Raw genomic sequence first — 22,349 nt, 5'->3', positions numbered from 1 at the left:
CGCAGCACGGTCAGCTTTCTTCTGAAACGAACCGATAGCCCTGACCGCGTATCGTTTCGATATATTCTTTTTCAGGGCAGAGAAAATGCAGCTTGCGCCTTACTTCAGATATGCGCGCCTGAATCGCATGGCGCCCTAAATTGACCGGTTCGCGCCACACCCTGTCGTGCAGCTGCTCATAGGAAAAGACACGGCCGGGATGGCGCGCAAGAAACGCGATGATCTCAAACTCGATCCGCGAAAAGTCTCCTTTTTGCTCTCCATACCATACCTCGCGTTTTCCGGTATCGATTTTGAGCGGGCCAAATTGCAGGAGCTCCGGCGGAAAATCCTCCGTGCGCCGTTGGATGCGCAGGCGTATCCGTGCTTCCAGCTCCAAAAAGGAGCAGGGCTTGCATACATAATCGTCTCCACCGATCGAAAGTCCACGCACACGGTGCTCCTCCTCCGTATAGACGGAAAGAAAAATGATAGGAACCGAAGAAACCGCGCGGATAGCGGTACATACGTCGAACCCGTCCCATTCCGGAAGATCGACGTCCAGTACGATGCAGTCAAATGCGGTAGAGGTCACGGAGCGGAGCACGTCTTTTGCATCGGAAAGACATGTGACGGTATAGCCGCGTTCCTTAAAAAAATCACGGCAGATCTGCAGGAAGTCCGTATCGTCATCTATAAAAAGCAGCTTATAATTTTTATGGCCTGTCATGACAGCATTGCCTCCGGGATACTGATTTCCTCCCTATTATAGCATAGGGAAAAATGCGGAATATTTGGAAATTGTCCGCTGGACGTCATATTTTGACGTTTCGTCCGCAGGCTGTGATAATAAAATGCCGTAAAAATCAGCGGAAAGAGATTCACGGCGGCCCGAGAGAAACTGCGGTATTGAAAAACAGCCGAAAAAATTCTGGAATATAAAAAAGCAGGGGGCCGCGGAACAATAGGCAAAAATCAGACTGTGGACCCGCCTTGACGACGGAACCGCACTGTTTGCCCGAGCATGCTCCGGCACGCTGGCTTACAGAAAATAATAGGAAAGCAGACGAGCCGCTTTTTCAGGACGGCAGACTCCGGATATAGTCATCGTCTCCCCAAACGATACGCAAAGCATATCGTTTGGGGGAATTGCTGTACCGGAAAACCAAAGCCGGATGAAGCTTCCGTTTTATTAAAAGCTCACGGCTCGAAACAGATCTCCCGTACCCCATCCTCGATATAGTAGTGCATCTCCTCATGCACATCCGCATCCGCTGCGATCTTCTGGATATCCATTCTGCAATAGGTGACCTCGGCGGAAGCGAGCGGCTCGCCGCGCACATCCAATATCTCCGTATTGACGCGGAAGAAAAGCGGGCTGCTTTTGGCAAGCCGTCCTCTTCCGAATAGGTCGGCGCCGTAGGGAACAGGCTTCCTGTATTTCACATTCAGATTGATGGTGACGCCCCACGTATCCTCCGCTTCCGTCCAGCAGGCCCGAAGCCCGAGCTCGTCGAGCATGGCCGATATGAGGCCGCCGTGCACCCGGCCGGGATAGCTCTGGTGCTCTTCGCGGAACTGAAACGGCGTTAAGACGCTGCCGTCCTCCATATTATAGAACTGGGCCTTCAGGCCAAAGGGATTATCCATACCGCACATCACGCACATGCGGCTGTTCCTCTGCTTGCTCAAAACTTTCATGCATTCACCTCAAAATATACCGTAAGATTTCCGAAATGCGGAGATAAAATATATTATAATAGAAAGGAAAAAGATAAAAAAGGAGTTTTGAAGAGAATTCCATGCAGAACGGATGAAAAGGGATGAACGAAAAGCAAAGGGCAGCAGTTACAGCTATGGAAAAATTTGGCCGTGTGTTTGCCGGAGCAGACTCGCGTTTGTTGCGATGACACGGGCACAAAAGAAGCGGTGGCTCTCCGGCGCGTTTTGATGGATCGCCCTGCCATCCATTCCGCTTTCTGTTTGATATTGGCGCAAAGTTCGTCTATACGCGGTAACAATGGGCTTGTGGAAGAAACGAGAAATTATGTACGCTATTGCCGGTAAAATATGCCGGAGAGAATATGGAGGCTCCCGTTTCCGGACGCGCAGAGGGAAAGCACGCGGTATTCAGCTGTGGAACGGTACTGGATGCGGATATGGATAAGGCGGCGTATGCCGCCCGGTTCGATGGACTGGATATGCCACGGCGCATCTCATTCCGTGTGAAATTGGAAAAGTTATAAACGCCTCTATATGCGGGAATCGAAAAAAGCGTAGTAACGGATTGCTTTTTTTGGTATAATAGAGAAATCATATGGGGCCTGCGGCCGCCGGAGGATATGTTTTTGAAGTATGACGTGACGCTCAGCATCGTCAATTACAACGACTATGACCGGGCAAAAGAGGCGATCGCCTCTATCCTGCAATATACGCACGGGATACGTGTAAAGATCTATCTTGTGGATAACGCGTCCAAAGACGGGAGCGCGACGCGGCTTGCGGACGAGTTTTCCGCGATCAGCGTGATCTTCAGCGATAAAAATCTGGGTTTCGGCGCGGGGCACAATCTCGTCCTGCCTCTGATCGATTCGGATTTCCACGCGGTGGTGAATCCGGATATCATTCTTGCGGGCGATATCCTTGCGGAGCTTACGGACTATATGCGCCGTCACCCGGATATCGGGATGTGTACGCCCGCCATCCGCTATATGGACGGAACGCCCCAGCATCTTCCCAAACGCAATCCGCGTTTGAAATACCTGATCGCAAACCGTGCGCCGGGCAAACAGTGGGAGCCTTTGCGGCGGCACTATAAAATGCTGGACGAGGATCTCTCGGACGTAACGGATATCGAGTTTGCGTCCGGCTGCTTCCTATTCGCGCGCACGCCGCTCTTAAAGCTTGTGGGCGGGTTTGACGAACGGTATTTTATGTATTTCGAGGATGCGGACCTTACGCGGATGCTGCGGAAAAATGCGCGCGTGGTCTATTATCCGTATGCGTACGTCTATCACGATTATTCCCGGACGAGCGCGCACAGCGCGCGCTATCTGATGATCCATATCGCTTCCATGTTCAAGTATTTCTGGAAATGGCGGGGAGCGGGAGCTGTGCAGGACGGCATTACAGTCGGACCGGGATAAAATACGATTTGAAAGAGGGAAAAGAAATGAAAGGAATCATATTAGCGGGCGGAAGCGGCACGCGGCTCTATCCGCTCACGATCATGACGAGCAAGCAGCTTTTGCCCGTCTACGACAAGCCGATGATCTATTATCCGCTTTCCACGCTGATGCTTGCAGGGATCAAGGATATCCTGATCATCTCCACGCCCGTCGACCTGCCGCGGTTCCAAAACCTGCTGGGAGACGGACAGCAGTTCGGTATCTCGCTCTCCTATAAGGAGCAGCCGTCGCCGGACGGCCTTGCGCAGGCGTTTATCCTCGGAGAGGAATTCATCGGAGGCGATTCGTGCGCAATGATCCTCGGAGACAATATTTTTTACGGAAACGGCCTTTCGCAGCTGATGGCAGAAGCGGTCGCAAACAAAAACCGTGCGACGGTGTTCGGATATTATGTAGACGACCCGGAACGCTTCGGCATCGTGGAGTTCGATGCAGACGGCAAGGCGCTGTCGGTAGAGGAGAAGCCGGAGCAGCCCAAATCCAATTATGCCATCACCGGCCTGTATTTTTACGATGAACGGGTGGTGGAATACGCGAAAAGCCTCAAGCCAAGCGCACGCGGCGAGCTTGAGATCACGGACCTCAACCGCATCTATCTTGAAAAGGGCGACCTTGACGTGAAACTCATGGGGCGCGGCTATGCGTGGCTCGATACGGGAACGTTTGATTCGCTGATCGAGGCGGCGGAATTTGTGCGCATGCTGCAAAAGCGGCAGGGCATCGTGATGTCCGCGCCGGAGGAGATCGCCTACCGCAGAGGCTGGATCGACGAACGGACGCTTGTGGAAAGCGCGGACCGGTATGGAAAATCATCGTATGGGCAGCATCTGCATGCTGTCGCGAAAGGAAAGGTGCTTGATATATGAAAGCGATAGAAACGGGGATCGAAGGCCTTGTGGTGATCGAGCCTGACTGCCACGGCGACCACCGCGGCTGGTTTATGGAAACGTACAGCAAGCCGAAGTTTGAAGCGCTCGGCATCACCTGCGAATTCGTGCAGGACAATCAGTCGTACTCGGCACAGAAGGGAACGCTGCGCGGCCTGCATTTTCAGAAGAATCCGATGGCGCAGTCGAAGCTTCTGCGGTGTACGCGGGGAAAGATACTCGATGTGGCGGTGGACATCCGCAAAAATTCACCGACCTATAAAAAATGGTATGCGGTGGAGCTTTCGGCGGAAAACAAAAAACAGTTCTTTATGCCGAGGGGCATGGCGCATGGTTTTGTCACGCTCACGGACGACGTGGAGGTGCAGTATAAGGTGGACGCGGTCTACGCGCCCGACTGCGACCGCTCCATCCGGTTCGACGATCCGGAGATCGGCGTCGACTGGGGCGTCACAGAACCGATTCTTTCGGAAAAAGACCTCAAAGCGCCTCTGCTGAAAGACAGCGACGCAGATTTTTAAGCGCGCGCGAAAGCGTGCCGCAAGCGCCTGTGAAACAGGCAGCGGACCGTCCAAAAGGCGTTTCCTGAACTTTCAGGCGCACGGCGCGGCAATACAGATCAATTTTAAGGAGTTTATGATATGACGAAAGTACTTATCACCGGCGGTGCCGGATTCATCGGGAGCAACTTTGTGTTCCACATGCTTGAAAACCACCCGGATTATGAGCTTGTGGTCGTTGACCTGCTCACCTATGCGGGCAACCTCGAAACGCTGAAAGACGTTTTGGACCGCCCGAACGTCCATTTCTATAAGGCGGATATTGCGGACCGGGAAGCGATTTTTGAGCTTTTTGAAAACGAACGCCCCGACACGGTGGTCAACTTCGCGGCAGAATCCCATGTGGACCGTTCCATCGAAGACCCGGGCATCTTCCTGCGTTCTAATATCATCGGCACGCAGACGCTGATGGACGCCTGCCGCAAATACGGGATCGGACGCTATCATCAGGTCTCTACAGACGAGGTGTACGGCGATCTGCCGCTCGACCGTCCAGACCTGTTTTTCACAGAGGAAACGCCGCTCCACACGTCGTCGCCCTATTCGGCGTCCAAAGCCAGCGCGGACCTGCTCGTGCAGGCGTATCACAGGACGTATGGGCTTCCGGTCACGATCTCGCGCTGCTCGAACAACTACGGGCCCTACCATTTCCCGGAGAAGCTGATCCCGCTCATCATTTCGCGGGCGCTTGCGGATGAAAGCCTGCCGGTGTACGGAACGGGCGAAAACGTGCGCGACTGGCTGTATGTGCGCGACCATTGCACAGCCATCGACCGTATCATCCACGACGGACGTGTGGGCGAGGTATATAATATCGGCGGGCACAACGAACGCACGAACCTTCAGGTCGTCAAAACGGTCTTAAAGGAGCTTGGAAAGCCGGAGAGTCTCATTACATTCGTCAAAGACCGCGCAGGACACGATATGCGCTATGCGATCGATCCGGCCAAGATGATGCGGGAGCTCGGCTGGGAGCCGACGACGACATTCGACGAGGGGATCAAAAAAACCGTGAAGTGGTATCTTGAAAACGAGGAATGGTGGAAAAACATCATCAGCGGAGACTATCAGCAATATTACGAAAAGATGTATGCGAATAGATAACGGGGCGCAGGGCTCCTAAGCTGACGACACAGATTTACCGCATATAAAAAACGCCGGATACCGGCGTTTTTTTATATGCAGCAGAGCGCGCGGCACCCCGGCAGACAGAGATAAGAAAAACGTACGGAAACAGATTTTTGGAAAGTGTATTGACTTAGAGTGAACTCCAAGATTTATAATGGTCCTGACAGCAGGGGAACGTAAGGGAACCTTTCAGAATATTTGCGGTAAAAATGGCGAATATATAGGCATAAGGAGGGAACAAAATGAAAAAGCAAACGGCGGGGCGGGACAGCCTCGGAAAATTTGCACCGAAATTTGCGCAGCTGAACGACGACGTGCTGTTCGGCGAGGTATGGAGCAGGGAAGACAAGCTGTCGCTGCGGGACAGGTCGCTCGTGACGATATGCGTCTTTATGGGGAAAGGTTTGGTGGACAGCTCGTTGAAGTTCCATCTGGTAAGTGCAAAAAACAATGGCATCACGCAGGAGGAAATGGCGGAGATCATTACGCACGCTGCCTTTTATGCCGGCTGGCCTAACGCGTGGGCCGTATTCAACATGGCGAAAGAGGTATATGCGGACGGCGATGCCGAAAAAGCGCATGGCGGACTATTCGGAATGGGAGAGCCCAACACGGCCTTTGCACAGTATTTCACAGGGAATTCCTATCTGAAGCCCCTGACGGACCCAAGCGGAGCGCTGTTTTTAGCCAATGTGACGTTTGAACCGGGCTGCAGGAACAACTGGCACAAGCATCTCGCCAAAAGCGGCGGCGGACAGCTTCTCGTCTGCGTCGAAGGAGAGGGCTGGTATCAGGAGGCGGGCAAGGCGGCTCAAAGCCTGAAAGCGGGAGACGTTGTTACGATACCGGCAAACGTCAAGCATTGGCACGGCGCGAAACGGGATTCATGGTTCAGCCATATTGCGGTCGAGGTTCCGGGAGAAGAGACTGAAAACGAATGGATGGAGCCTGTAACAGATGAGGAATATGGGAATTTAGAGCGGGAGGCGCGCGGCGAATAAGAGGCCGCGGCTCAAGAGAGCAAGAAATTGACGGAAGGAGGGAAGTATGCGAAAAAAACGAATAAGGTTCGCGGGACTTGTCCTGACGGCGTTTGCCCTCGCGGCTGTGATGACCGCTGCCGCATGTGCGGAAGCAGAACCGCAAAAACAAAATGACGACGGCAGGGGCTATGCCGCAGCCGGCGTGGAAGAACAGGCTGATGAGACGAAAAATAAAAATGCGGATATGGAGGAGGCGGCGAAGAACGCAGAGCTGAAGATCGCCGTAGGCGGCACGGTTCTGACGGCATCGCTGGAAGAAAATTCTTCTGCACAGGCATTGGAGCAGCTGCTTGCAGACGGCCCGCTTACTATTGAAATGCGGGATTACGGTAATATGGAAAAGGTGGGAGCGCTCGGCGCCGAGCTGCCGGAAAACAATGAGGAGCTCACGGCGCAAGCGGGAGACCTGATTCTCTATCAGGGAGATTCATTCGTCATCTATTATGCGCAAAACACATGGAACCTCACAAGGCTGGGGAAGATCAGGCATACCACAGCGGACGAACTGAAAGAAATACTCGGGAATGGTGATGCTACCGTTACGCTTTCACTGAATAAAGAATAACGATATGTAAAGGCGCGGCATATAGCCGCGCTTTTTTGCGCGGCGCTGCTCCCCCGCTTCTCCGCCGGGCTCATTTTACTGACGTTCCATTCAATCTCGGCAAAGATTTCGTTTTATCTGTATCTGTTTTGCAAAAAGTATAAAATTATTCTCTTCATCTCACTCGGATTTATCCGCTGTTCGTCATTTTTCGTACAGAGGGGCCGCAAACGCGGTCTTATTTGCTATGATATTTTTACCGGTTTCGTGCGCACCGCTGCGGCGCGCGCGGAAGCTTATTATATAAACTGTTCTGATTCGTCAGCTTATGGAGGGCTCGATATGAAAAAAATTGTGTGTATGATATTGGCTGCCGTCATGATATGCTCGCTCGGCGCGACAGGCTTTGCGCAGGACGGCATGAACGGCACGCAAAACCCAGCCGGAACGGCGGGTAATTTTACCGTCACCTATAAAACCAACGCCGATGTGGAAATGGGGACGCTGACCTATGAGATCGGCGGCGAAAACGCCCTGCCTACAGCCGGCGAACTCAGCTCAAAATTCAGTACGTTTATCCAGCGCGCAAAGCAAAAGGGCGATGTATACGTGCCGAACGACGGCGTCCTTTGGTACGAAGATAAGGAATTTACAAAGCCTGCCGCATTCCCAAACGGGCAGAAAGATGAAAACTATACCCTGTACTGTAAACTGACGATAGGCTCCATATCAGCAGGAAGCGTTAGCAATGGTGCGGAAAATAAGTCCTATGCGGACGTCGGCGGAACGATCCAGCCGTACTTAGCGGTAAGCGGCTATTACACAACAGGACGCAACGACGGATACGACGGAACGAAAGCTATCTTTGAGAAGAAAAATGCCGAAGGAAACTGGACAGAGGTGCCGGAAGAATACTGCACAGATAAATCCGGCAATACATGGCCGAATATGATTTATTTCAGCAGCGTATCTGACAGCGGCACATACCGGCTGAAAGATGTGCGCTATACGGCGACGGATAATGACGGAAACATCCTCTATTATGTCAATGCGGAGGATACGCCGAAAGATGAACATATCGTTACGATTGCCCCCGTGGAGCTTACCATTACAGGCGTAACGGCACAGGACAGAAATTGCGACGGTACCGATACGGTGCAGCTTACCGGCGGTGCGCTGCAAGGCGTTTTATATGGCGATGATGTATCTTTCAGCCTTGGAAGCGGCACAGTTGCGGATAAAACCGCAGGCAGCGGCAAGCCGGTAACAACGAATATTACCCTGACGGGAGCGGACGCCGGAAACTATACGCTGAAACAGCCGGAAAACATTACGGTGACAATATCCCATACAGTAGATCATACCGTCTGGCATTCCGATGAAAACAGGCATTGGAATACCTGTGTCTGCGGAGAAAAAATGAACGCGGACAGTCATACCGGCGGCACGGCGACCTGTACCGAACAGGCGGCTTGCGCAATCTGCGATCAAAAATACGGAGCTTTGCTCAAACATGAGCTGACGCCTGCGGAAAAGGTAGAAGCTACCTGCACCACGGACGGCAAGGAGGCATACTATACCTGCGAAGTCTGCGGTAAGCATTTTTCAGACGCTGCCGGGCAAGACGAAATCGGTGACCTTGACAGTTACGGCATTATTGGAGCGGCAGGCCATAGCATGACGCATCATGAAGCTGTGACTGCAACCTGTGCCGCGCCGGGCAATGTGGAATACTGGCATTGCTCTGTATGCGAAAAGAGCTTTGCGGACAAACAAGGAACGCAGCCTCTTATCAGCACGGAAATTCCCGCAGGTCATAAGGCTGAAAAGACTGATAGGGTGGAACCCACCGCTGCGACGCCGGGGAATATCGAATATTGGTACTGTCCGGCCTGCGGTCAGTATTTCAAAGACAAAGACCTGACGGAAGTAATCGCGAAAGAAGAAACAGTCCTTGCGGCAATTGGTGAAACAACGCAGTCAAATCCGGAACAACCGAAAAACGGGGATGCTGCCGCTGCAAACAATCCGAAAACCGGGGATAACAGCAATCCGGTTTTATGGATCGTACTCTTGATATTTGCAGGCGGCGCGGTCGTGGGAAGGACTGTTTACGGACGAAGAGTGAAACACAGCAGATGACCGGCGTTTCACGGCAGTATTGAGTACAGATGCCGCTTAGAGAAAGGAAGCGCGGAAGCTGGGGGGCGGCCGACCCATTGAGCGGATCGGCCGCCTTGTTTATCTGTCCGGCGGTCTGTTGCTTTTCCGGAAGTATAACTGCAGACTGAAGCGTGGAACGATGGATTTCATATATCTGCCGCCGTTGTCATAAAGCGGGTAAAGTGGTATACTTGCATCAGCGGATTAGCTGAATAAAAAATGTACGGAATGAAGGAGCAGATCATGCGGGTACTTGTAACGGGCGTAAAAGGACAGCTCGGCTATGACGTTGTGCGGCATCTTGAGGCGCGCGGCATCGAGAACAGAGGCGTGGATATCGAGGATTTTGACCTGACGGATGAAGCGGCAGTGCGTGCTTACGTCCGGGAATACAGGCCCACGTGTATCGTGCACTGCGCGGCTTATACCGCCGTGGACAGGGCGGAGAGCGAGCCGGAGAAATGCTTTGCCGTCAATGTGACGGGCACGAGAAATATCGCGCTGGCAGCCAAAGATGTGGACGCGGAGGTGCTGTATGTCAGCACGGATTATGTGTTCGACGGGAGGTCGAAGGAAAGCCCGTGGGAGGCGGACGATCCGAAAGGACCGCAGAACGTATACGGAAAAACCAAGTATGAGGGCGAGCTTGAAATAGAAAAGCTTCTCGACCGCTACTACATCGTCCGCATTTGCTGGGTGTTCGGCAAAAACGGGAACAATTTCGTAAAGACCATGCTGCGCCTTGCGCAGTCGCATGATGAAATATCCGTCGTGTGCGATCAGCACGGCGCCCCCACCTATACCTACGATGTGGCGGCGCTGATGTGCGACATCATCGCGTCCCATAAATACGGCGTGTATCAGGCGCCGAACGGCGGAGACATCACATGGTATGATTTTGCGGTGGAGATTTTCCGGCAGGCTGGCAGGAATGTGACGGTGCATCCCGTTTCCACGGAAGAATACGCGAAAATGAATCCGCAGGCCGCGGCGCGGCCCAAAAATTCGCGGATGTCGCAAAAAGCACTGGTCGAGGCAGGCTTTACTCCCCTGCCGGACTATAAGGACGCGCTCGCGCGGTATTTGAAAGAGCTATGAGAAAAGAGCCGCTCATCTCCGTTATCATACCGTCCTATAATTATGAAGCCTATATCGGACAGGCGGCTGAAAGCGCCGCCGCGCAAAGCTATCCCGAGCTTGAGCTTGTGATCGTGGACGACTGCTCGAAAGATGCAAGCTTTGCGCTCATTTCCGCTCTCGCGGAACAGGAGCGTATCAAGGAACGTTTTTCCGGCAGGATCATCGTGCGCCGGAACGAGCGGAATCTGGGTGCACACGAGACGATAAACCGTGCGGCCGGACTGGCGCACGGGGAATATCTTGCCATTCTTAATGCGGACGATCTTTTTGAAAGCAACCGCTTTTCAGTCATGCTGGAGGAAATGCGGCGCAAGGGTGCAATGTGGGGCTTTTCGCGCGTGCGGTGCATCGGCGCGGACGGAAAACCGCTTGAAACAGAGCAGGCGCAGGCTTTCGAGCGCATTCAGGAAAAGCTCTCCGGCAAGCGGCATACCGCGCTCGCGGCGGTGGCGGAGAACATAGGCATCTCGACGGGGAACCTCCTTTTTTCGCGGCAGCTCTATGAGGGGATCGGCGGCTTTAAAAATTATAAATATGTGCATGATTATGATTTTTTCCTGCGGGCGTGCTTGTATGACGAGCCTGCTTTCACGGCGGAAACAGCTTATTTATACCGCCTGCACGGGGAAAATTCCTTTTTATCCCTGCATGAGGAGGGCGTGCGGGAAAACCGCGTCGTTTGGCTGGAGTTCTACCGCGCTGTGCAGCGGGGAGAAGTGGCTAACCGCGTCATTCTTGAAAATCCGGCCTATTTGCAGGAGTTCTACGAGGCAGTATGCGCGGAGGGAAGTAAAAAACGCACGCTGTGGAAGCTGGCGCGCAACCCGCTCCTGCGCGCGGGTCTCAAGCTGGTCAAGGCAAAGTACCGCATGGAATAGACGAAAGCGTATCCAAACGAGAGCCGTCAGGCTCTTTTTTTTGCTGAAAACCGCTTGCCCGCGCATTAAGATTGTGTTAAGATAATCCTTGCTTTCAAAAGCCGCAGGAGGAAGGAGCGACGTATTTCAGAATGGAAAAAGGACTGAAAAAGAGCATGGACCACAGGAACATGCTGAAGATGTTTTTGACGATCGCGCTGCCGGTAGCCCTGCAAAATCTGCTGACGTATGCGGTGAGCCTGATGGATTCTATCATGGTCGGCTCTCTCGGCGAGGTGCAGCTTTCAGCCGTTACCGTGGCGAATCAACCCTTTTTCCTGTTTATGATGTGTATGTTTGGGCTGTCGTCCGGCGCATGCGTTTTGATCTCACAGTATTGGGGCAAGCAGGACCGCGAGACGATCTCGCGGATATTCGGCATCGTCATCAGGCTCGCGGTACTTATCGGGATTGGTGTGACTGCTGTGGTGCTGCTCTTCCCGCGTCCCGTAATGGCGCTCTATACAAGCGAGCAGCCGGTGATCGAGTATGGCGTGCAATATCTGCGGGTGGTCGTGTTCTCCTATATCCCGTTCGCTTTTACGAACGGATATCTCACCTGTGTGCGCAGCGTGGAACGGGTCAGGATCGCAGTCGTTACCTACAGCATCTCCTTTTGCGTCAACGTATTTTTCAATTATGTATTTATTTTCGGAAAGTTTGGCGCGCCGGCACTCGGCGTTGCGGGTGCAGGCGTCGGAACGGTGATCGCCCGCGCGACGGAATTCGCGATCGTACTTATCTACGCGCTCAAAAAAGAGACGCGGGTCACTTTGTGGTGGCGGTATATCCTCAAGAGTGAAAAGTGGCTGTTCCGCGATTTTATCCGCTTTGCAGCGCCCGTCATGGTGAACGAGATGATGTGGGCGTTCGGTTCCTCCGCGCATACGGCGATACTCGGACGCATGAGCGTTTCGGCAATCGCCACGGTGAGCATCGTTTCTACGGCGTTTCAGATCGTGACGGTCTTTATCTACGGCGCGTCGTCCGCGACGCTCGTGATCGTAGGGAAACACATCGGGGAGAAAAAATTTGAACTTGCCCGGAAAAGCGCCAACTGGCTTGTTGTCGCCAACGTCGTGATCGCCGCGGCTACGGCTGCGGCTTTCCTGCTGCTGAAGGATACTTTCATGAGTTTTTATACCATCACGCCGGAAACCAAAACGGCGCTCGATGCCACGATGGTCGTCGCCGCGGTCATCATTTTGTTCTATTCGGTCAACATGGCGTGCATCGTAGGCGTTTTCCGCGGCGGTGGAGATACGATGTTCGCGATGTATCTGGATATTATCGCAATGTGGGGGATTGCGGTGCCGCTGGGTGCGCTGGGTGCGTTCGCATGGGGCCTTTCCATTCCCGCTGTCTATTTTCTTCTGAGGTCCGACGAGGTCGTAAAAGCGGTGGTATGCCTTTTGCGCATGAAAAGCGGAAAATGGCTGCGGTCGGTCACGCGGAACACGGACGGAACGGATGATGCGCCGTTGCCGCCGCAGCGGGAAGTATGCTGAAGAGGAGTACAAGGCTCGTTTCAGACCGCCTGTCTTTATCATAGGCGGGTAAGCAGGCTTTTTAAGCTTTTATTTGCGGAAAAGGGCGGCATGTGCGCCATCAGGTCTGCTTTTATGCCGGTTTTACGGCCGTGCGACGCGGTAAAAACGGTGCGGGCCCCAAAAGCGTCGTCCGGCCGCGCAGCGGCGGGACTGTTCCGAAAAATGCAAAGGAGCCGCAAGGCTCTTTTTTTGTGGTAAAATAAAAGAATAAGGCGGAAAATTCCTGTTTATAACATACGCGAAGCTTTTTATCTTGAGAAAGGTGAGGATCATGGCGCAGAACGGAACGATGATGCAGTATTTTGAATGGTATCTCCCGCCGGGAATGCTGTGGACCAAAATCAAAGAGGAGGCGCAGTCCCTTTCGCGCTGCGGGATCACCGCACTGTGGATACCGCCCGCCTATAAAGGCAGCGCGGGGGTGAACGACGTAGGCTACGGCGTTTACGACATCTATGACCTCGGGGAATTCGGGCAGAAGGGCACGGTCGCGACCAAATACGGAACAAAAGACGAACTGCTTGCAGCGATTCACGCCGCGCATGAGGCAGACCTGCAGGTATATGCGGATATCGTGCTCGACCACATGATGGGCGCGGACGGGCTGGAGCTCGTCAATGCCTCGGAGGTCGACCCGAACGACCGCAATGAGGAAGAGGGCGAACCGCAGAAGATCGCGGCGTGGACGCATTTTTATTTTCCCGGACGGAATAAGGTATATTCAGATTTCGAATGGCATTGGTATCACTTCACGGGCATCGACTGGGATCAGCTGAAAAAGGAATCTGCGGTCTATAAATTCGAGGGCAAGGAATGGGAGCAGGAGGTAGACCGGGAAAACGGGAATTTTGACTATCTGATGGGCGCGGACCTCGATCTCGACCACTTCGACGTCATTACCGAGCTGACACGCTGGGGAAAATGGTTCATCGAAACGACGGATATCGACGGCTTCCGGTTTGACGCGGTCAAGCACATGAAGTTTTCTTTCTACCAGAACTGGCTCGATTCCATGCGGCGGGATGCAAAGGAGGAACTTTTCTCTGTAGGAGAATATTGGAACGCGGATATCCGCGCGCTCAGGAATTATATCGATATCACAAAAGGGGCGCTTTCCTTGTTTGACGTTCCTCTGCACTACCGCTTCGTTGATGCGGCAAATGCGGGCAGTGCGTTCGATATGCGCACGATATTTGACGGTACGCTCACGCAGGACAATCCAACGCGGGCCGTAACGTTCGTGGATAACCACGATACGCAGCCGGAGCAGGCGCTCGAGTCGTGGGTGCCGGATTGGTTCAAGCCCCTCGCCTATGCACTCATCCTTCTGCGGCAGGATGGCTATCCCTGCGTTTTTTATGGGGATTACTACGGCATCGCACATAACGGCATCGCTGCGAAAAAAAGAGAGCTCGACCGTCTGCTGTCCGCACGGCGGGACTGTGCCTACGGAAAGCAGAACGATTATTTCGACCATCCGAATCTCATCGGATGGACGCGCGAAGGGGATGAAGAGCATCCGGACGGTCTTGCCGCCCTGCTGACGAACGGCGACGGCGGCACAAAGCGCATGTATGTCGGGCAGGCGCACGCAGGCGAGGTCTGGCACGACTGTATGGGGAACCGTGCGGAGGAAGTGACCGTCGGAGAGGACGGGAACGGAGAGTTTTCGGTAAACGGCGGATCGGTTTCCGTATGGATCAAAAAGAAATAAGAAAGGGTGAGGAACGGTATGAACGAAGGAAGAATACGTCTGCGTCTGAAAGACGGCGGCGAAATGCCCGCGCTCGGGCAGGGCACGTGGCACATGGGCGGTCATAAGAACAGGGAAGAGCGGGAGATAGAAAGCATACGCCTCGGGGTATCTCTCGGCATGACGCTCCTCGATACGGCGGAAATGTATGGGGAGGGCGCGTCTGAACGCATGCTCGGCAGGGCGATCGCGCCGCTGCAGCGGAAAGAGCTGTTTCTCGTTTCCAAGGTCTATCCGTGGAACGCGGGGAAGGAGCACATCTTTGAAAGCTGCGAAAACAGCCTGCGGAGGCTGAAGACGGATTATCTTGACCTCTATCTTCTGCATTGGCCGGGAAGCGTGCCGCTCGCGGAAACGGTGGACTGCATGGAACGGCTTGTACGCGAGGGAAAAATACTGCGCTGGGGCGTATCGAATTTCGATACGAACGATATGGAGCGGCTATGGGCCGTACCGAATGGCGACCGGTGCGCAGTCGATCAGGTGCTTTACCACCTCGGCTCACGCGGCGTGGAATACGATCTGCTTCCGTGGCTGCGGCAGCATGAGGTCGCCATGATGGCCTATTGCCCGGTCGCGCAGGGGGGAACGCTGCGGGGGCGGCTCCTTACGGATCGGACGCTGAACGATATTGCCGCTGCGCACGGCGTCAGCGTCATCCAGCTTCTGCTTGCCTTTGTGCTCCGGCAGGAGGGCGTGGCAGCCATTCCAAAAGCGGGGACCCCACAGCATACGCGGGAGAATGCGGAGGCCGCGCAAATCAGGCTGACAGAAAAGGAGTGGAAAGAAATAGAAGCCGCTTTTCCGGCCCCTGCGCATAAAACGCCCCTCGACGTTCAGTAAAAAGCACAGGAACTGTTCCGGTCAGCTGTCGGCGACCCTTTCCGCAAACGTAAAAACCGTTCCCAAAGGGAACGGTTTTTCAGATACGAGGCATCTCATACAATATCATATTTGAAAGAAACAGTCTATACTTTTTTTCGGTTTCTGATAATCTTTTTATGGAAACGATCAGGAGGGGAGAGAAAATATGGCGGTAGATTTTGATAAAGCGGCGTACTATTACGATGCGATGTACGGAAATGAGGAGGAATACCGCACGGAGGCGGAGCATATCAGGAAACTCGCGCAAAAATACGGAGCGGGAAAGAGACTGATCGATATCGCCTGCGGTACGGGTCTTGCGGCAAAATATCTGCTTCGGGATTTCTGTGTGACAGGCGTGGATCTTTCGGAAAGGATGCTGGATAAAGCGAGGAAAAATGCACCGGGGGCACGCTTCCTGCGGGGAGATATGTTCTCGTTTTCGCTGCGGGAAAAATTCGATATTGCCGTAAATCTCTATGGAAGCGCCGGATTCGCAAAAGATACGGACGCACTTGCGGCAATGTGCGCGTGCGCATATAAATGCCTTGCGGGCGGAGGGCTTTTTATTCTTACGCCGTGGAGCACACGCGAGACGTTTGCGGAAAGCATCACTGCGGACAGCGGCAGGCGCGGCGGGCTCGCCTTTTGCAGAATGGAGGCGGTGCGCAGAAAAGACGCGCGGCACGCGGAGATCGAGATGATCCATCTGACCGGAGAAAACGGAACGCTCGATACGGCCCGCTTTGTACAGGAAATATCAATCTTTTCCGAACGGGAATACCGCGATGCTCTCGCAGAGGCGGGCTTTTGTATCTTGGAGCGTCTTGCAGAAGCGGAATTCCGAATGGGGGCTTTCGTATGCCAAAGACAGTAGGCGCTTGTTCAGGCTGTTTTCCATGCGGCCGGCAAAATTTACAGAAAATTATTTTTCCGATAGAATATTTTGTGATATAATTGATGCAATGTAGCATAGGGCGGGTGCTTAAGTGCCGCCGCAGAGCCGCAGGCTGGAAAGCCGATGCGGCGGAAAGAGAAGGGTATGACGAAGACGACGCAAAGCATCATGGTCAATATACGCGGAACGCAGGCCGACGCGTATGACGACAATACGATGGAGCTTTACACGGAGGGCATGCTGACGCATGACGACGGGAAATATATCATAGAATACGACGAAAGCGAGATATCGGGCATGGAAAATACGCGGACCTCGCTTACCGTGGAGGGAGACCGCGTACAGCTCAGACGCACGGGGGCGGTGGAAACGGAATTCGTGTTTTTAAAGAGCCGTGTTTTTGAGGCTGCCTATGAGACGCCGTTCGGGATGATGCAGATGTCTGTCCTGCCCACCCAAATTTTGAGCGAGCTTTCGGAAGAAAAAGGAAAGATCAATTTGGAATATGTGATCCGCATTGGCGACCAACAGGCGGTCAATAAGCTGGATATCGATTATAAAAAGATACCGAAGGCGTAAAGCCGGAGGTACTGTTTGAAGTTTTGAGGAGGACTGATGGAACTATGTTGATCGAATGGATAGGACATTCCTGTTTTTATATGACGACGGAGGCCGGAAAGACGATACTGATCGATCCGTATGACGATACGATCGGCCTTAAAGTGCCGGAAAAGCAGGCGGATATCGTGCTTGTGACGCACGACCACTTTGACCACCGCAATCAGGCATATCTTGACGGTATGCCGTCCGGCAGCGTTTTGATCGAGCAGGAAGGCGTGCATGAGGTGGACGGCATCAAAATCACCGGGCTCCCGGTATGGCACGATGAGCAGCAGGGGACGCAGAGAGGCAGGGTCATCACTTATCTGATCGAAGCGGATGGGATGCGGCTCCTGCATATGGGCGATGTAGGCACGATGCCGGAGGCTTCCTATTTTGAGCAGCTCGGGAAGATCGACATCCTGATGATACCGGTGGGCGGTTATTACACGGTGGATGCGAAAGGAGCACTCAATATTATGGACACGATCCACCCGAACATCACGATCCCCATGCATTACCTCACGGGCAGCCTGACGCTCACCGAGCTTGCGGGCTCGCACGACTTTCTGGCGCGTGCGGCCAGCCGGGAATATGATGTTTCGCGCCTTGGAGGCGGGCAGTTCGAGATCACGAAAGATAATCTGAAGAAACGCAACAGGATCGTCGTGATGGAATGTACGCATTGCTGACGCGCCGTTTGCGCGGCAAGCGATAAAACAGGAATAGACCGGAGGGAAAAAGGCTCCGGAAAGTGATGGGAAAGAAAAACGGGAACGCATTTTATGCGTTCCGTTTGTTGTGGGTAAAGGTCTGACGGCTTTTCCTTCTGGGAATGCCGGCGCTATATTGTATGGGGAGGCGTATGCTGCAATGAAAACCGGATTTGATAATGAGCTTTATATCAGAAAGCAAACAGAGAAGATACGCGAGCGTATCGAGCTTTTCAAGGGAAAGCTGTATCTGGAGTTCGGGGGCAAGCTGTTTGACGATTATCATGCGGCGCGCGTCCTGCCCGGTTTTGATATGAACGGAAAGGCAAAGCTTCTGCAAAGCCTGAAAGATCAGGCGGAGATCATATTCTGCATCAACGCCGGAGACATTGAGAAAAACAAGATGCGCGCAGACCTTGGCATCACCTACGATCTCGACGTGCTGCGCCTCATCGATAATCTGCGCGGTATGGGCCTTTATATCGGCAGCGTGGTCATCACGCAATATACGGAACAGCAGGCCGCGGATATCTTCCGCCAGAAGCTGGAGCGCAGAGGAGTCAAGACTTATATCCACAAGCATACGAAAGGGTATCCGAACGAGATCGAGCTGATCGTCAGCGACGAGGGCTATGGCATGAACCCATATATCGAAACGACGCGCCCGCTCGTCGTCGTGACCGCTCCCGGGCCGGGAAGCGGCAAGCTTGCGACCTGCCTTTCGCAGCTATATCACGAAAACAAGCGGGGCGTAAAGGCAGGCTATGCAAAATTCGAGACGTTCCCCATCTGGAACCTGCCTTTAAAGCACCCTGTCAATATGGCATACGAGGCGGCGACGTCGGACCTCAATGACGTCAACATGATCGACCCGTTCCATCTTGAAGCGTATGGGAAAACGGCGGTCAATTATAACCGGGATATCGAAGCATTCCCCATCGTCAAGACGATCCTTGCAAAGATCACAGGAAATAAGGACTACTACCAGTCTCCGACAGACATGGGCGTCAACATGGCGGGCTATGCCATCACGGACGACGAGGTCTGCCGCGAGGCGGCGCGGCAGGAGGTGATCCGCCGCTACTATAATGCGCAGTGTGATTTCAAAAAAGGCCTCATTCAGCAGGAGGCGCTGCAGAAGAACCTGATGCTCATGAAGCAGCTTGAGCTTGAGCCGTCGGGCCGTGCAGTCGTAGCGCCTGCCCTTGCAAAAGCGGAAAAAGAGGGTGTGCCTGCCGCCGCGATACAAATGGGAGACGGAACGATCGTTACCGGAAAAACAACGGAGCTCATGAACAATGTTTCGAGCATGCTCCTCAATGCCATCAAGCATCTTGGCAATATCGCGGACGAGATACGCCTTATTTCCCCAATGGTGCTGGAGCCTATCCTGAAGCTGAAATCGAGCGCGCTCAAAGAGCTTGACCCCATCCTGAACACAGAGGATGTGCTGATCGCGCTTTCCATCAGCGCGGCCATGAACCCGATGGCGGAGGTCGCGATGGATAAGCTTAAAGACCTCGCGGGCTGCGAGGTGCATTCTACCTGTATGCTGACGCAGACGGATGAAGCGATGCTCAAAAAGCTGAATGTGAACCTGACGTGCGAGCCGGCCTATCCGTCCAAAGATCTGTATTACGTATAACGGCTGAAGAAAATCAGCAAAAAGGGGAACGCCCGAAACAGCGGCGTTCCCCTTATATCTGGTAAAAAATACCGCAGAGGCGGCTTTTTCCTTTATCCGCATTCGCTGGAAATGAGAACTTCGACAGCAGAGCATCTTCCGGCGTTGCAGCTGCTCTCCGAAACGCTGCAGGCAGCTATGCCGAGGCGTACGTCCATCAATGCTTTCAGCTGTACGGCATCACCGGACCGGGAAAGAGGCCTTTCTACGGAAATACTTCCATCCGGACTGATTTTTGTATACATAAAGAAATTAACAGGATGGATCATGGCACGCTGCTCGCCTAAAGCGGCATTTATGTTGTCCAGACAGTTTGGGTGGCCCTTTCCGTTTTGGTAGAAAAAATCATACATCTCCGGACGGCAGCAGGGATGCAGCAGGTCATGCTCTCCTACGTCGTCGGAAATCAGACGGAACATGGGCCGGTATAAATTGGAATAGATCAGATCGCCGGGACGAAGCCGCAGAGATCCGTTGCAGTCGACGGTAACGCCCGTGGATAAATATTCGCGGGGATTTTGAAGGGCCTCGGCAAAGAAATCCACTACCTGCCCGCCCTCAAGGTCGATGACTGTAATGATTTGATTTTTTGCCGCATCAATTGCCTTTCCGGCGCATGCCTCGATTCGATACTTTTTCATTTTTCTCTCCTGATAAAGGGTCTACGGCTGTGCCGTATTCCCGCCGTACGATAGTTTGCAGGGGCTCAACCGGCAACTGTTTCTTTCTTAGCGGCCCTGCGCCAAAACCAGAAAAACAAGCCGAGGACGATCAGCGCAAGACTGACCCATTGGGAAACGGAAAAAACGCCATAAATACCACGGAACGCGTCATACCGGAAAAATTCGAGGATAAAACGGATGACGCCATAACCGATCAGATAAAAGGCGAGCATTTTGCCGGGCAGTCTTTTTTGTTTCCCATAATGATACATGAGAAAAAACAGCACAAGGAGGCATGCGGATTCGATGAGCTGGACGGGCAGCAGACGCACGCCGTGCGGCGCGATGGGAGATGCATCAAAGTAAAAGCCCCAGTCAGAGGGGATGCCATAGCAGCAGCCTGCTGTAAAGCAGCCGACCCGCCCGAAAGCATGCATAAGCGGAATAGACGGCAGTATGGTGTCGAGCACACTCCAAACGGGTGCGCCGACCAGCTTTGCGGTCATGAGCACGAACAGGACGGCGCCGATGAAGCCGCCGTAATAGACGAGTCCTGCGTCATTGAAATAATCGAGAAACGTATATCCGGTCTCCCGCGCCAGCTCTAAAAACTGCGGGAAGCCCTGTATCATATAGAACAGCTTTCCGCCGACGAGCGCTCCGGCCGCGCCGATAAAAGACAGGCCACAAGGTCCACAAGAGAGACCTCATTGACTTTCCGGTGAACAAGACAGAAAACAGCGCCGGCGGCAAAGCCGGCGATGATGAGAATGCCGTATGTAGTGACCGTATGGCCGAATATCGTTAAATAGGGATACAATCTTTTATCCTTTCGGTGAAAGCATAGGATTCAGGGAGCGGGCGCCCCCGGCGGACGGCCCGCGCTCTGAAATCTGTTTTAAAGCTGAGGCATGGTATTTTCGGTATGCGCTTTGGATCTATTCATACTCGTTACACAACAGCGCGATTTTTTCCTCGTCCTCCTCCAGCGTGCTGAAGCGGTTGACGTCTTCTGCGAAATAGTTATCCGTATCGTCGTCGTTCACAGAGGAGACCTCGCCGATCACTGCCGCTTCTTCACCCGGCGCGCCCCAGAACGAATGATACATATACGGCGTGAGCGTGATGCTGTTCCCGTTTTCGATCCGGAACACCTCCCCGGCCTTTACCGTACGCGGTATCCCATCGCAATACACCGTCACGTCGGACTCATAGTCTACACCGCCGTCCTTTGCCGTGTTGTAAAGCTTGATCTCAAACGGTGCCCCCGCGCGGCTGATGATATCCTCCGATTTACACACGTGCATGTGGATGGGCAGCCTTTGCCCCGGCTCCAATACGATATATTTTTCCGCATATGGCGTGCCGATCTCAGGATGATTCACGACTCCGTTGCGGACGGTGAACAGCACAGCGCCGACCTTGTGGAAATCACCGCACCCAAAGTCGGTCACATCCCAACCCAGCATCGCCGCCTTGACCGTATCGGCCTGATAAGCGCTCCAGTCCTCCGGCTTAAAATATCCGAACATCGGCAGTTTGATATTTGCCTGTGCAAGCTGCTCTCTTGCCCATTTGATTTTCTCGTTGATCAGACTGCGTTTCATTCTGTTTTCTTCCTTTCCTATTCATTTGCCGCTTCACTCACAGCGGCTGCCTTTCAATTTTATAATGATTTTCCTTTCTATGCAATAAAAAACAGGCAAACCGGAAATGAGGCTTGCCTGTTTTGATGCAGGTCTATTACATCATACCAGCAAGGGAAGCTGCTGTACCTACAAGCGCAATTGCACAAACTGCGAGAACGATCCACAAAATCACGGAAAGAACGATACCGATGATTGAGAGGACCAGACCGCCCTTGCTCATGCCGCTCGGAGCCACCTTGTTTGCTTTTACGCCCAGAACTGTACCGATGATACCGCAGATCAGGCCGACGATCGGAACGATGAATGCGAAAACGACCGAAACAATGCCCAGTACGAGAGGCGCAATGCCCATGTTTTTGTTTTCCATAGTGATGATACCTCCATAAATAAATATGATACTTGAATGTTGGAATACGGCGGAGGCAAA

At 53.3% G+C, this 22,349-nt stretch carries 24 protein-coding genes; 17 read left to right on the top strand and 7 right to left on the bottom strand.

All coding sequences use genetic code 11. The annotated features are described in order from the left end of the window. Positions 1–10: 10 nt before the first annotated feature. Together PUP29_RS07185 and PUP29_RS07180 are read right to left on the bottom strand one after the other, a co-directional pair. A complete protein-coding gene (locus PUP29_RS07185; protein WP_079546540.1) occupies positions 11–709 on the bottom strand; it encodes a response regulator transcription factor in 699 nt (232 codons plus the stop codon). Positions 710–1,179: 470 nt separating this feature from the next. After that, positions 1,180–1,680, bottom strand: a complete 501-nt coding sequence (locus PUP29_RS07180; protein ID WP_079546542.1) for a PaaI family thioesterase — start codon at positions 1,678–1,680, stop codon at positions 1,180–1,182. 383 nt (positions 1,681–2,063) lie between these two features. Between PUP29_RS07180 and PUP29_RS07175 the strand changes: the two genes are divergently transcribed. The 17 genes from PUP29_RS07175 (at position 2,064) to PUP29_RS07095 (ending at position 19,572) form a co-directional block, all read left to right on the top strand. Next, the gene (locus tag PUP29_RS07175; RefSeq protein ID WP_353422840.1) at positions 2,064–2,225 is read left to right on the top strand and encodes a hypothetical protein; all 162 of its coding nucleotides are present in this window, start codon (positions 2,064–2,066) and stop codon (positions 2,223–2,225) included. 102 nt (positions 2,226–2,327) lie between these two features. After that, positions 2,328–3,125 (top strand): glycosyltransferase family 2 protein, encoded by a 798-nt coding sequence (locus tag PUP29_RS07170; protein WP_353422839.1) that lies wholly within the window; start codon positions 2,328–2,330, stop codon positions 3,123–3,125. A gap of 26 nt (positions 3,126–3,151) precedes the next feature. Further along, complete coding sequence (rfbA, locus tag PUP29_RS07165; protein WP_079546544.1) at positions 3,152–4,033, top strand: glucose-1-phosphate thymidylyltransferase RfbA; 882 nt, start codon at positions 3,152–3,154, stop codon at positions 4,031–4,033. Beyond that, positions 4,030–4,575, top strand: coding sequence for a dTDP-4-dehydrorhamnose 3,5-epimerase (gene rfbC / locus PUP29_RS07160; protein ID WP_353422838.1), 546 nt, complete (start codon positions 4,030–4,032; stop codon positions 4,573–4,575). The genes rfbA and rfbC overlap by 4 nt, the downstream gene beginning before the upstream one ends. A gap of 120 nt (positions 4,576–4,695) precedes the next feature. Then, on the top strand, positions 4,696–5,718 hold the full coding sequence (gene rfbB, locus PUP29_RS07155) for a dTDP-glucose 4,6-dehydratase (RefSeq protein ID WP_353422837.1): 1,023 nt from the start codon (positions 4,696–4,698) through the stop codon (positions 5,716–5,718). Positions 5,719–5,984: 266 nt separating this feature from the next. After that, a complete protein-coding gene (locus PUP29_RS07150) occupies positions 5,985–6,743 on the top strand; it encodes a carboxymuconolactone decarboxylase family protein (RefSeq protein WP_353422836.1) in 759 nt (252 codons plus the stop codon). Positions 6,744–6,789: 46 nt separating this feature from the next. Continuing rightward, on the top strand, positions 6,790–7,350 hold the full coding sequence (locus PUP29_RS07145) for a cyclophilin-like fold protein (protein ID WP_353422835.1): 561 nt from the start codon (positions 6,790–6,792) through the stop codon (positions 7,348–7,350). Between the two features lie 321 nt (positions 7,351–7,671). Beyond that, the gene (locus tag PUP29_RS07140) at positions 7,672–9,471 is read left to right on the top strand and encodes a YDG domain-containing protein (RefSeq protein WP_079546548.1); all 1,800 of its coding nucleotides are present in this window, start codon (positions 7,672–7,674) and stop codon (positions 9,469–9,471) included. Between the two features lie 264 nt (positions 9,472–9,735). Further along, positions 9,736–10,590, top strand: coding sequence for a dTDP-4-dehydrorhamnose reductase (gene rfbD, locus PUP29_RS07135; protein ID WP_079546549.1), 855 nt, complete (start codon positions 9,736–9,738; stop codon positions 10,588–10,590). Beyond that, entirely contained in the window at positions 10,587–11,510 is a 924-nt protein-coding gene (locus PUP29_RS07130) for a glycosyltransferase family 2 protein (RefSeq protein WP_353422834.1), read from the top strand. Before rfbD ends, PUP29_RS07130 begins: the two co-directional genes overlap by 4 nt. A gap of 131 nt (positions 11,511–11,641) precedes the next feature. Continuing rightward, on the top strand, positions 11,642–13,057 hold the full coding sequence (locus PUP29_RS07125; RefSeq protein ID WP_353422833.1) for an MATE family efflux transporter: 1,416 nt from the start codon (positions 11,642–11,644) through the stop codon (positions 13,055–13,057). A 313-nt stretch (positions 13,058–13,370) separates the two neighbouring features. Continuing rightward, the gene (locus tag PUP29_RS07120; RefSeq protein WP_434542804.1) at positions 13,371–14,813 is read left to right on the top strand and encodes an alpha-amylase; all 1,443 of its coding nucleotides are present in this window, start codon (positions 13,371–13,373) and stop codon (positions 14,811–14,813) included. Between the two features lie 18 nt (positions 14,814–14,831). After that, the gene (locus tag PUP29_RS07115) at positions 14,832–15,695 is read left to right on the top strand and encodes an aldo/keto reductase (protein ID WP_353422832.1); all 864 of its coding nucleotides are present in this window, start codon (positions 14,832–14,834) and stop codon (positions 15,693–15,695) included. 187 nt (positions 15,696–15,882) lie between these two features. Beyond that, complete coding sequence (locus PUP29_RS07110) at positions 15,883–16,593, top strand: class I SAM-dependent DNA methyltransferase (protein ID WP_353422831.1); 711 nt, start codon at positions 15,883–15,885, stop codon at positions 16,591–16,593. A gap of 165 nt (positions 16,594–16,758) precedes the next feature. Further along, on the top strand, positions 16,759–17,193 hold the full coding sequence (locus tag PUP29_RS07105; protein ID WP_353422830.1) for a DUF1934 domain-containing protein: 435 nt from the start codon (positions 16,759–16,761) through the stop codon (positions 17,191–17,193). Positions 17,194–17,237: 44 nt separating this feature from the next. Then, positions 17,238–17,906, top strand: coding sequence for an MBL fold metallo-hydrolase (locus tag PUP29_RS07100; RefSeq protein WP_079546562.1), 669 nt, complete (start codon positions 17,238–17,240; stop codon positions 17,904–17,906). 181 nt (positions 17,907–18,087) lie between these two features. Next, on the top strand, positions 18,088–19,572 hold the full coding sequence (locus PUP29_RS07095; protein ID WP_079546563.1) for a DUF1846 domain-containing protein: 1,485 nt from the start codon (positions 18,088–18,090) through the stop codon (positions 19,570–19,572). A 92-nt stretch (positions 19,573–19,664) separates the two neighbouring features. Here the strand turns inward: PUP29_RS07095 and PUP29_RS07090 are convergent, their stop codons facing one another. From PUP29_RS07090 to PUP29_RS07070, 5 genes are all read right to left on the bottom strand, one after another. Beyond that, entirely contained in the window at positions 19,665–20,252 is a 588-nt protein-coding gene (locus PUP29_RS07090) for a DUF1989 domain-containing protein (RefSeq protein ID WP_079546564.1), read from the bottom strand. 65 nt (positions 20,253–20,317) lie between these two features. Beyond that, entirely contained in the window at positions 20,318–20,905 is a 588-nt protein-coding gene (locus PUP29_RS07085; protein ID WP_353422828.1) for a prolipoprotein diacylglyceryl transferase, read from the bottom strand. Then, positions 20,902–21,093: a hypothetical protein gene (locus PUP29_RS07080; RefSeq protein WP_353422827.1), complete on the bottom strand. Its 192-nt coding sequence runs from the start codon at positions 21,091–21,093 to the stop codon at positions 20,902–20,904. The genes PUP29_RS07085 and PUP29_RS07080 overlap by 4 nt, the downstream gene beginning before the upstream one ends. Positions 21,094–21,211: 118 nt before the next feature. After that, entirely contained in the window at positions 21,212–21,880 is a 669-nt protein-coding gene (locus PUP29_RS07075; protein ID WP_079546566.1) for a D-lyxose/D-mannose family sugar isomerase, read from the bottom strand. Between the two features lie 136 nt (positions 21,881–22,016). Further along, positions 22,017–22,289 (bottom strand): hypothetical protein, encoded by a 273-nt coding sequence (locus PUP29_RS07070; protein ID WP_079546567.1) that lies wholly within the window; start codon positions 22,287–22,289, stop codon positions 22,017–22,019. Between the last annotated feature and the right edge of the window lie 60 nt (positions 22,290–22,349).

Origin of the sequence: Christensenella massiliensis, from assembly GCF_040409835.1 — a bacterium.
Classification (GTDB): Bacteria; Bacillota; Clostridia; order Christensenellales; family Christensenellaceae; genus Christensenella; species Christensenella massiliensis.
The sequence above is the reverse complement of the archived record's forward strand: the minus strand, read 5'-3'. Positions and strand labels throughout refer to the sequence as shown.